The 11,474-nt window shown below is 40.9% G+C and carries 10 protein-coding genes; 4 read left to right on the forward strand and 6 right to left on the reverse strand.

Translation table 11 applies throughout. The features are described from left to right. The first annotated feature begins 95 nt into the window (after positions 1-95). From tacF to HT715_RS11075, 3 genes are read left to right on the forward strand one after another with little or no spacing between them, the layout of a single operon-like run. Positions 96-1,583, forward strand: a complete 1,488-nt coding sequence (gene tacF / locus HT715_RS11065; protein WP_000835915.1) for a type IV teichoic acid flippase TacF — start codon at positions 96-98, stop codon at positions 1,581-1,583. 9 nt (positions 1,584-1,592) lie between these two features. Then, the gene (locus HT715_RS11070) at positions 1,593-2,396 is read left to right on the forward strand and encodes a phosphorylcholine transferase LicD (RefSeq protein WP_138707196.1); all 804 of its coding nucleotides are present in this window, start codon (positions 1,593-1,595) and stop codon (positions 2,394-2,396) included. A 1-nt stretch (position 2,397) separates the two neighbouring features. Next, positions 2,398-3,207, forward strand: a complete 810-nt coding sequence (locus tag HT715_RS11075; protein WP_001199652.1) for a phosphorylcholine transferase LicD — start codon at positions 2,398-2,400, stop codon at positions 3,205-3,207. Between the two features lie 69 nt (positions 3,208-3,276). On the opposite strand, the gene carB is transcribed toward HT715_RS11075, so the two are convergent. The 6 genes from carB to HT715_RS11105 all read right to left on the reverse strand — a co-directional run bounded on the left by carB (position 3,277) and on the right by HT715_RS11105 (position 10,876). Beyond that, the gene (gene carB / locus HT715_RS11080; RefSeq protein WP_138706831.1) at positions 3,277-6,453 is read right to left on the reverse strand and encodes a carbamoyl-phosphate synthase large subunit; all 3,177 of its coding nucleotides are present in this window, start codon (positions 6,451-6,453) and stop codon (positions 3,277-3,279) included. A 448-nt stretch (positions 6,454-6,901) separates the two neighbouring features. Next, the gene (locus HT715_RS11085; protein ID WP_000166853.1) at positions 6,902-7,981 is read right to left on the reverse strand and encodes a carbamoyl phosphate synthase small subunit; all 1,080 of its coding nucleotides are present in this window, start codon (positions 7,979-7,981) and stop codon (positions 6,902-6,904) included. 49 nt (positions 7,982-8,030) lie between these two features. Then, positions 8,031-8,954 (reverse strand): aspartate carbamoyltransferase catalytic subunit, encoded by a 924-nt coding sequence (locus HT715_RS11090; RefSeq protein ID WP_023936533.1) that lies wholly within the window; start codon positions 8,952-8,954, stop codon positions 8,031-8,033. Positions 8,955-8,972: 18 nt separating this feature from the next. Next, entirely contained in the window at positions 8,973-9,494 is a 522-nt protein-coding gene (gene pyrR, locus HT715_RS11095; protein ID WP_000850023.1) for a bifunctional pyr operon transcriptional regulator/uracil phosphoribosyltransferase PyrR, read from the reverse strand. 210 nt (positions 9,495-9,704) lie between these two features. Further along, positions 9,705-10,334 (reverse strand): endonuclease III, encoded by a 630-nt coding sequence (gene nth / locus HT715_RS11100; protein WP_000244443.1) that lies wholly within the window; start codon positions 10,332-10,334, stop codon positions 9,705-9,707. Beyond that, complete coding sequence (locus tag HT715_RS11105; protein ID WP_023936535.1) at positions 10,334-10,876, reverse strand: DUF177 domain-containing protein; 543 nt, start codon at positions 10,874-10,876, stop codon at positions 10,334-10,336. Before HT715_RS11105 ends, nth begins: the two co-directional genes overlap by 1 nt. Positions 10,877-11,265: 389 nt before the next feature. Between HT715_RS11105 and HT715_RS12125 the strand changes: the two genes are divergently transcribed. Further along, the gene (locus HT715_RS12125; RefSeq protein WP_023932612.1) at positions 11,266-11,460 is read left to right on the forward strand and encodes a hypothetical protein; all 195 of its coding nucleotides are present in this window, start codon (positions 11,266-11,268) and stop codon (positions 11,458-11,460) included. The last annotated feature ends 14 nt before the right edge of the window (positions 11,461-11,474 follow it).

The following is an 11,474-nucleotide window of genomic DNA, read 5'->3' on the forward strand; positions in this document are numbered from 1 at the left end:
GCTGACGTGGTTTGAATTTGATTTTCGAAGAGTATTACTGCCCTTCATTTCTTATTAGCTGACTTTATGATATAATGAAAAACGAGGTAAATTGAATGAAAAGTATAAAATTAAATGCTCTATCTTACATGGGAATTCGTGTCTTGAATATTATTTTTCCCATCTTAACTGGTACCTACGTCGCGCGTGTCTTGGACCGAACTGACTATGGTTACTTCAACTCAGTCGACACTATTTTGTCATTTTTCTTGCCCTTTGCAACTTATGGTGTCTATAACTACGGTTTAAGGGCTATCAGTAATGTCAAGGATAACAAAAAAGATCTGAACAGAACCTTTTCTAGTCTTTTTTATTTGTGCATCGCTTGTACGATTTTGACCACTGCTGTCTATATCCTAGCCTATCCTCTCTTCTTTACAGATAATCCAATCGTCAAAAAGGTCTACCTTGTTATGGGGATTCAACTCATTGCCCAGATTTTTTCAATCGAATGGGTCAATGAAGCTCTGGAAAATTACAGTTTTCTCTTTTACAAAACTGCCTTCATCCGTATCCTGATGCTGGTCTCTATTTTCTTATTTGTTAAAAATGAACACGATATTGTTGTCTATACACTTGTGATGAGTTTATCGACGCTGATTAACTACCTGATTAGTTATTTTTGGATTAAAAGAGACATCAAACTTGTTAAGATTCACCTAAGTGATTTTAAACCACTCTTTCTCCCTCTGACAGCCATGTTGGTCTTTGCTAATGCCAATATGCTCTTCACTTTTTTAGATCGCCTCTTCCTCGTTAAAACAGGGATTGATGTCAACGTTAGTTACTACACCATAGCTCAGCGAATTGTGACCGTTATAGCTGGGGTTGTAACAGGTGCAATTGGAGTGAGTGTGCCTCGTCTCAGTTACTATCTGGGGAAAGGAGACAAAGAAGCCTATGTTTCTCTGGTTAATAGAGGTAGTCGAATCTTTAACTTCTTTATCATTCCACTGAGCTTTGGACTCATGGTTTTAGGACCAAATGCCATCCTACTTTACGGTAGTGAAAAATATATCGGAGGTGGTATCTTAACCTCTCTCTTCGCTTTTCGGACGATTATCCTGGCACTAGATACCATTCTTGGTTCCCAAATTCTCTTTACCAATGGCTATGAAAAACGTATCACAGTTTACACAGTCTTTGCTGGGCTACTCAATTTGGGCTTGAATAGTCTCCTCTTTTTCAACCATATCGTGGCTCCCGAATACTACTTACTGACAACTATGTTATCAGAGGCTTCTCTACTTGTTTTCTATATCATTTTCATCCATAGAAAACAACTCATCCACTTGGGACATATCTTTAGCTATACTGTTCGATACTCTCTCTTTTCACTTTCCTTTGTAGCAATTTATTTCCTGATTAATTTCGTGTATCCTGTGGATATGGTCATTAATTTGCCATTTTTGATTAATACTGGTTTGATTGTCTTGCTATCAGCTATCTCTTATATTAGTCTACTTGTCTTCACAAAAGATAGCATTTTCTATGAATTTTTAAACCATGTTCTAGCCTTAAAAAATAAATTTAAAAAATCATAGGAGTTTAAAATGAAACAACTAACCGTTGAAGATGCCAAACAAATTGAATTAGAAATTTTGGATTATATTGATACTCTCTGTAAAAAGCACAATATCAACTATATTATTAACTACGGTACTCTGATTGGGGCGGTTCGACATGAGGGCTTTATCCCTTGGGACGACGATATTGATTTATCCATGCCTAGAGAAGACTACCAACGATTTATTAACATTTTTCAAAAGGAAAAAAGCAAGTATAAGCTCCTATCCTTAGAAACTGATAAGAACTACTTTAACAACTTTATCAAGATAACCGACAGTACGACTAAAATTATTGATACTCGAAATACAAAAACCTATGAGTCTGGTGTTTTTATCGATATTTTCCCTATGGATCGCTTTGATGATCCTAAGGTCATTGATACTTGTTATAAACTGGAAAGCTTCAAACTTCTGTCTTTCAGTAAACATAAAAATATTGTCTATAAGGATAGCCTTTTAAAAGATTGGATACGAACAGCCTTTTGGTTGCTCCTTCGACCGGTTTCTCCTCGTTATTTTGCACATAAAATCGAGAAAGAAATTCAAAAATATAGTCGTGAAAATGGGCAGTATATGGCCTTTATCCCTTCAAAATTTAAGGAAAAGGAAGTCTTCCCAAGTGGTACCTTTGATAAAACAATCGATTTACCCTTTGAGAATTTAAGCCTTCCTGCACCTGAAAAATTTGATACTATTTTGACACAATTTTATGGAGATTATATGACCCTACCACCAGAAGAAAAACGCTTCTACAGTCATGAATTTCACGCTTATAAATTGGAGGATTAGGATGCAATATTTAGAAAAAAAAGAAATTAAAGAAATTCAACTAGCCCTGCTGGACTATATTGATGAGACTTGTAAGAAACATGATATTCCTTATTTTCTCAGTTATGGAACCATGCTTGGAGCCATCCGCCACAAAGGTATGATTCCTTGGGATGATGATATTGATATTTCCCTTTATCGTGAGGATTATGAGCGTTTACTGAAGATTATTGAAGAAGAAAATCACCCTCGCTACAAGGTTCTTTCCTACGATACATCTTCTTGGTACTTCCATAATTTCGCATCGATTTTGGACACTTCTACTGTTATAGAAGACCATGTTAAGTACAAGCGTCATGATACCAGCCTTTTCATCGATGTCTTCCCAATTGATCGATTTACAGACTTGAGCATTGTCGACAAGAGCTATAAGTATGTGGCTCTTCGTCAACTAGCTTATATCAAAAAATCACGAGCAGTTCACGGTGATAGCAAACTAAAAGATTTTCTAAGATTATGTAGCTGGTACGCCCTCCGATTTGTCAATCCTCGCTACTTTTACAAGAAAATTGATCAACTAGTCAAAAATGCTGTAACCAACACTCCTCAATATGAAGGAGGAGTTGGGATCGGTAAGGAAGGGATGAAAGAAATCTTCCCAGTTGATACCTTTAAAGAACTCATTTTAACTGAGTTTGAGGGCCGTATGTTGCCTGTTCCCAAAAAATATGACCAATTTTTAACCCAGATGTATGGCGATTATATGACACCACCATCAAAAGAAATGCAAGAGTGGTATAGTCATAGCATTAAAGCTTATCGCAAAAACTGATTAAGCAGTAGTTTACAAGAAAAAATATAACAAAAAAGAGAAGATCGTTACACCTTCTCTTTTTTCTATTTAAATTGCTTCTGTGACAAAACTACGACTTTCAAGTACCTTAAGCATGGCGTTAGCTGTATCTAGGGCGGTGAAGAGAGGCACTCCGTGTTCAATAGCTGAACGACGAATTTGCTCACCATCTTCGTCAGCAGTTCGTTTTGTTCCTACTGTGTTAATGATAGCTTGAATTCTTCCTTTGCGTACAAAACTTGGAATATCCTTATCGTCATCACCAATCTTACCAACAGGTTGGGCTTGCAATCCATGACTAGCAAAGAAGGCTGCTGTCCCTTCTGTCGCGAGGATTCCATAGCCAATATTTTGGAAACGACGAGCCAAGTCCAAGGCTTCTTCTTTTGCATCATCAGCAATGGTAAAGACAACATTACCAAAGGTTGGCAAGTGGAGGTAAGAAGCTTCAAAAGCTTTATAGAGAGCTTTTTCCAAAGTCGTATCAGAACCCATAACTTCACCTGTTGATTTCATCTCAGGACCGAGCAAGCTGTCTACCTTAGCTAGTTTGGTAAAGGAGAAGACAGGTGCCTTGATATGAACGCGAGTGCTTTCAGGGTAAAGTCCATCTTGGTAGCCAAGTTCTTCAAGGTTTTGACCAAGAATGAGCTTGGTCGCTACTTGAGCCATAGGAATATTAGTTACCTTAGAAAGGAATGGAACGGTACGGCTGGCACGTGGATTGACCTCAATAACGTAGACTTTTTCATCCTTGATAACAAACTGAATGTTCATCATTCCAAGACAGTTGAGGCCGATTGCTAGGCGTTTGGTGTAGTCTGCGATGGTTTCCTGCACCTTTTGAGACAAGGTTTGCGGAGGGTAAACAGCCATTGAGTCACCTGAGTGGACACCAGCACGTTCGATATGCTCCATGATACCTGGGATAAGGACATTTTCACCATCTGAGATGGCATCAACTTCGCACTCCTGACCAACGATATAAGAATCGACAAGAACTGGGTGGTCTGGACTAGCCTTAACCGCTGTACGCATGTAAGAACGAAGATCTTCTTCATTTTCTACGATTTCCATGGCGCGTCCACCAAGTACATAAGATGGGCGAACAAGGACTGGGAAACCAATCTTACGTGCTGCAAGAACTGCTTCTTCTTCATTGGTAGCCGTTTGTCCTGGTGGCTGTGGAATGTCCAATTCTTTGAGAGCTTGCTCGAAGAGGTCACGGTCTTCAGCACGGTCTAGGTCAGCGACCTGTGTACCAAGGATGGTCACACCTGCTTTTGCCAATGGCTCCGCAAGGTTGATAGCTGTTTGACCACCGAACTGAACGATAACCCCTTTTGGTTGCTCCAAGTCGATGACATTCATAACATCTTCGAATGTCAATGGCTCAAAGTAAAGCTTGTCTGATACCGAGAAGTCTGTTGAAACAGTCTCTGGATTTGAGTTCATGATGATAGCTTCATAACCAGCTGCCTGGATAGCCTTAACTGAGTGAACCGTTGCATAGTCAAATTCGACCCCTTGACCGATACGGATTGGACCTGAACCTAGGACAAGTACAGATTCTTTATCAGATCTGATAGACTCATTTTCCCATCCATAGGTTGAATAGAAATATGGTGTTTCAGAATCAAACTCCGCAGCACAGGTATCGACCATCTTATAAACTGGAACAATCTTGTTTTCCAAGCGAAGTTGACGAAGTTGATCAGCAGTTGTTTTCCAAAGTTCCGCAATCTTACGGTCTGAGAAGCCATTAAGTTTAGCTGTTTTCAAGACTTCTAGATCTTGTGGATGAGCACCCAATTCCTGCTCAATTTCAAAGATATGTAGGAGTTTATCCAGATAAAAAATATCGATTTTTGTAAGCTCTGCAATTTCTTCAGGTGTGTAGCCACGACGAATTGCTTCTGATACGTAGAAGAGACGGTCATCTTGGGCTTTGACAACCTTTTCAATCAAGGCATCATCAGAAACTGCTGCAAGTTCAGGTATTTCATTGTGGTGCACCCCAATTTCAAGGGAGCGGCAGGCCTTGAGAAGAGATTCCTCGATATTACGACCGATTGCCATGACTTCTCCAGTCGCCTTCATTTGTGTACCGAGACGGCGTTCACCCTTTTCAAACTTGTCAAATGGGAAACGAGGAATCTTGGCAACCACGTAGTCAAGGGCTGGTTCAAACATGGCATAGGTTGAACCTGTAACTGGGTTGATGACCTCATCCAAGGTCAAACCTACTGCAATCTTAGCAGCCAATTTTGCAATCGGATACCCTGTCGCCTTAGATGCTAGGGCTGAAGAACGCGACACACGAGGGTTTACTTCGATGACATAATACTTGAAACTGTGTGGATCAAGGGCCAGCTGAACGTTACATCCCCCTTCAATCTTAAGGGCACGAATGATGCTCAAGCTCGCGTCACGTAGCATTTGGTTTTCATAGTCTGCCATGGTTTGCGCAGGAGCAAATACAATGGAATCTCCTGTGTGAATTCCGACTGGGTCAAAGTTTTCCATGTTACAAACAACCAAAGCATTGTCAGCTGAGTCACGCATCACTTCGTATTCGATTTCCTTGAAACCTGCAATCGAACGCTCAATCAAACATTGGGTCACAGGTGATAATTTCAAACCATTTTCAGCGATTTCACGCAATTCTTCCTCGTTGGCACACATACCACCACCAGTACCACCAAGGGTAAAGGCTGGACGAACGATAACTGGGTAACCAATTGTCGCTGCAAAGGCAACAGCTTCTTCGACTGTGTTGACAATTTCAGATTCTGGAATTGGTTGGTTGAGCTCTTCCATCAATTGTTTAAAGAGGTCACGGTCCTCCGCTTGATCAATGGCAGATAGTTTAGTACCCAGAAGTTCAACACCAAGCTCATCTAGGATACCATTTTTAGACAATTCCATGGCCATATTAAGCCCTGTTTGACCACCGAGTGTTGGTAGCAAGGCATCTGGACGCTCCTTACGAAGAATACGTGTCACAAACTCAAGTGTAATCGGTTCAATATAAACCTTGTCCGCAATCTCCTTGTCCGTCATGATGGTTGCAGGGTTTGAATTAACCAAAACCACCTCATAACCTTCCTCTTTCAAAGACAAGCAAGCCTGGGTCCCAGCGTAGTCAAACTCAGCAGCCTGACCAATAATAATCGGACCAGAACCAATCACCATAATTTTTTGAATATCAGTACGTTTAGGCATATATAAGATATTAAGGGCGTCAAGCGGACAAAGCTAAAATAGGAGTTATGACGAAGAACTGTCAGTTCTAGGAATAACTATCTTTTTAGCACCGTCCGTAGCCCGTATTCAGTTCAGCAAATACGGACCACCCTTCTCCTTTCTATTCGTCGCCTCACTGAGCGACATTAAATAAATTCTCCGACGATTTTTTAGCGAAACGATATTTTTCGGTAAAAAATCTAGTGCAGGGAGTTTTTAGTTCGCCTGATAGCGACTAAAAGAAACGACCTGCCTTTCTATTCGGCAACTCTCAGATTTCCATTAAATAAGATACAAAGGACGAATAGAAAGCGATTGAATTTTAGGAAACCAAGGAAGGATTGACAATCCAAGTTGGTTTCTCTAAATTCCGAGCTTTCCGTCCGTGTTCAGTTACATAAATTCTCCGACGAGCTTTTACTCATTCTTAGTTTGATTGTTTAAAAGCTTCCATCATCTCGATAAACTCGTCAAATAGGTAGCTAGCGTCGTGTGGACCAGGGGCTGCATCTGGATGGTATTGAACAGAGAAAGCAGGTTGGTATCTGTGACGCACACCTTCAACTGACTTGTCATTGATTTCTTCATGGGTGATAATCAAATGCTCTGGCAAATCCTCACGGCTAACTGCATAACCATGGTTTTGACTTGTAAAATCCACACGTCCTGTAGCAATTTCGCGTACCGCATGGTTGAATCCACGGTGTCCAAATTTCATCTTGTAAGTCTTAGCCCCGTTTGCCATTGCAAAGAGTTGATGCCCCATACAAATACCAAAAATTGGAATTTTTCCTTGTACACCACGAATCATATCCAGTGCTTGGGGAACATCTTCTGGATTTCCCGGTCCATTTGACAACATAACTCCGTCAGGGTTGAGATGGAGAATTTCTTCAGCCGTTGTTGAATAAGGAACGACTGTCACGTTACAGTTGCGCTTAGAGAGTTCACGTAAGATTGAGTGCTTGAGACCAAAGTCCACTAGCACTACGCTCAAACCAACTCCTGGAGCTGGATACGAAGTTTTAGTAGAAACCTGCTTGATATTGTCTGTCGGCAAGACTGTTGCTTGGAGCTGGTCCGTCACATGGTCCATACTGTCCCCAACATGGGTCAAGGTTGCACGCATCGTACCATGCTTACGGATAATCTTGGTAAGAGCACGTGTATCAATCCCTGAAATACCCGGAATTTTCTTGGCTTTCAAAAATTCATCCAAGGTCATTTGGTTGCGCCAGTTACTAGCTCTACGTGCTTCTTCGAAAACAACAACTCCCTTACAAGTTGGAATAATGGATTCGTAATCATCACGGTTAATTCCATAATTTCCCACCAAAGGATAAGTAAAGGTCAAGATTTGTCCATTATAAGACTGGTCTGTAATGGATTCTTGGTAGCCGGTCATGCCTGTATTAAAGACAATTTCACCAGTTACATCAATATCTGCTCCGAAGGCCTTGCCTTCAAAAACTGTACCATCTTCTAATACTAGAAGTCTTTTTGTCATATTTTCACCTCTCGTGGACGCTCACTGGCGTCTTTTAACGTCTTGTGTTTTAGTTGGCGTTTCTACTCGCCAGTACGGATTCTAAGATTGCCATTCGAACAAAGACACCATTGGTCATTTGTTGGACAATCCGTGATTTTGGTGCTTCAACCAAGTGGTCTGCGATTTCTACATCACGGTTGACTGGAGCTGGGTGCATGAGGATTGCTGTTTCTTTCAAACGGTCATAACGTTCTTGAGTCAAGCCATGTTGGGCATGGTAGTCTTCTTTTGAAAAGACTGCTCCGCTATCATGGCGTTCATGTTGCACACGGAGAAACATCATGACATCCACCTGATCAATGATTTCATCAATGGTTACAAACTGTCCATAGTCTGCAAACTCTTGACTTCTCCATTCCTCAGGTCCAGCAAAATAAAGTTCAGCTCCCAAGCGTTTCAAAATCTGCATATTGGATTTGGCAACGCGTGAATGGTCCAAGTCACCTGCAATCGCAACCTTGAGACCCTCAAAGTGGCCAAATTCCTCATAAATAGTCATCAAATCAAGCAAGCTCTGGCTAGGATGTTGTCCCGAACCATCTCCACCATTGATGATGGAAGTCGTAATCGTGGGACTAGCAATTAACTCTCTGTAGTAGTCAACCTCAGGGTGGCGAATCACACAGACATCCACTCCTAAAGCAGACAGAGTCAAAATGGTATCATAAAGTGTCTCACCCTTATTGACTGAACTAGTCTTCACATCAAAGTCAAGTCGTTCCAGCCCCAGTTTAATCTCTGCCACTTCAAAGGACTTATGCGTCCGTGTAGAATCCTCAAAGAAAAGATTGGAAACAATCGGGTGGTTTTCATAAGGAAGCTGAGCTCCGTTTTTAAACTCAATCCCTCGTTTGATCAATTTCATCACTTGATCGACAGTGAGGTCTTCCATGGACACCACATGGTTCAATGCTTGTTGATTTTCTGACATGGCCACTCCTTTAGCTTTCTAAGCTTCTTCAGTAATCAGAACTCTGTCTTGACCATCAAGTTCTGCCATCTCTACGATGATTTCTTCAGAACGACTGGTTGGGATATTCTTCCCAACGTAATCTGGACGGATTGGCAATTCTCTATGTCCACGATCGACTAGAACTGCTAAACTTACGCGCGCAGGACGACCATGACCTACAATATTATCAATAGCAGCACGGATGGTACGACCTGTATAAAGCACATCGTCCACCAAGATAACTTCGCGGTCTGTCACATCGACAGAAACCAAAGAAGTATCTTCTCCACTTTTAACATCATCACGGAAGGGTTTAGTATCCAATTCCACAACCGGAACTGAAAGGTTTTCTAGTTGCTCCAAACGTTCTTGGATACGATGGGCGATAAAGACACCGCGAGTTTTAATACCAGCCAAGACGATTTTATTCAAATCTTTGTTGCGTTCAATAATCTCATAAGTAATACGCGTAATCGCTCGTTTGACGGTCAATTCGTCTACAACTTCTTTTGTCTTCATGACAAACCTCCAAAAAGAAAAGTCTCCTTAAACAAGGAGACTTGAAATGTATAGCTAAGCAAGCCCTACTGCACACAGTATAGACTTCACCCTTCTACTTTATCGCGCTCCTTGCCTGCCTCACGGGACAAGTTTAAAGGAATATTTAGTTATCAATTACTATAGCACAAAGTAAGCTTAAAATCAAGCAAAAACTTTCGATTTTCCATCTTACAAATTGCTAAAATCATATAACTGTGGGTACTGGTCACACTCTGGATTTTTAGGATGACAAATGGCTCTTCCAAAATAAATCATGGCCTGATGAGCTGCTAACCACTGCTCAGGCGGCAAGATATCCATGACCCGCTTTTCCACCTCAAGTGGTGTCGCTGATTTTTTGACGATATCGTGGTGTTTGCAAATACGCTCCACATGAGTATCCACTGCAAAGGCTGGAATCCCAAATCCTACACTCATAACAACATTGGCTGTCTTGCGACCAACACCTGCCAAACTCTCCAATTCCTCACGTGTTTGAGGGACTTGACCATCAAAATCGTCTAGTAACTGTTGGGCACATTTTTTAAGGAATTTAGCCTTATTTCGATACAGTCCCAGTCGAGAAATGTGTGAAGCAATCTCACTCTCTGTTGCAACAGACATGGCTTGTGGCGTTGGAAAGGCAGCAAAGAGGCCTGGCGTAGCCTTATTTACCGCTGCATCCGTCGTCTGGGCTGACAACATGACCGCAACCAAGAGTTCAAAATGATTAGTGAAATCAAGACTGGGCTTGGCATCTGGAAAAAGAGCAATGATTTCTTCTAGCACCTTTCGTGCTCGTTTTTTTGACAAAACCATTATTCGTCTCCATCAAATAGTCCTTGTAAACCAGCAAAAGGACTGTTTTCTTCTTTCTTAACTGCTTGTTGAGCTTGGTATTCTTCTTCTGTCATGATTTGCCAGTCATTTCCTGAAACAAATCCTTGGCCAGCTTCTTCTTCAGCCGTCAAGACCTTGATAGGAATGTTTAGTAGGATATTGTCTGACACGCTCTCAGCAAGGTCAAGTTCTCCATTTTCGATAGGCAGGACCAAGTCATCGTCTAAAACTTCCTGATCTAGTTGGTTAGTTGCACCTTCCATGAAAACTTCCGTTACTGGATAAGATTCAACTAACTCAACTGGCTCCATACTACGACTTGAAGCAAGAACAATGGTATAAGATAGTTGATAATCTAAGAAATACATACGGTTTTCGTACTGTACTTTCCCAACTGCAAGGATATTTTTTACATCTAAAATTTCTTGATTACGTGCACGCAGGTCTGCGACTAGGTCTAACGTTTGTTCAAAATGCAAGCCTTCAGACTGCTTGCGTATCTCTTGAATATTTAATTTCATACTTCCTCCATAAAGATTTACTCTCTTGATTATACCATGAAAAGCCTACAAATCAACCCACCAAACTTTGTAATTAACATTCAAGTTTTTAATATGTCCACTATGATATTTTGTTTTTTAGTGCTATACTACATCAGAGCAAGGAGGATGCCCCTATGGAAGACAAAGAACTCGGTACTAATGCTTATCACTCGTATTTTAGAGCTTGGAATTTCCAGTTTTCTGTTGACAAAATTTCCTTAAAAGTATAGTATAAAGATACCAATACTCGGAGGTAAGGGAGACATGAACAACTAAGCCTATCAAATAAAAAACCTTTATTTAGTAGATCTTGTTTTTGTCTCTTTTTGTGTACTCTTTTATGCTCTTTTTCTGGCATTTTATACTCAATGAAAATCAAAGAGCAAACTAGGAAGCTAGCCGCAGGTTGCTCAAAACACTGTTTTGAGGTTGTAGATAGAACTGACGAAGTCAGCTCAAAATACTGTTTTGAGGTTGTGGATAGAACTGACGAAGTCAGTAACCATACCTACGGCAAGGTGAAGTTGACGCGGTTTGAAGAGTATAAAGGTGTACCGAGATGAACATCTCTTCATCA

Origin of the sequence: Streptococcus sp. 4155, assembly GCF_013276695.1 — a bacterium.
In the GTDB taxonomy this organism is placed as follows: Bacteria; Bacillota; Bacilli; order Lactobacillales; family Streptococcaceae; genus Streptococcus; species Streptococcus pseudopneumoniae.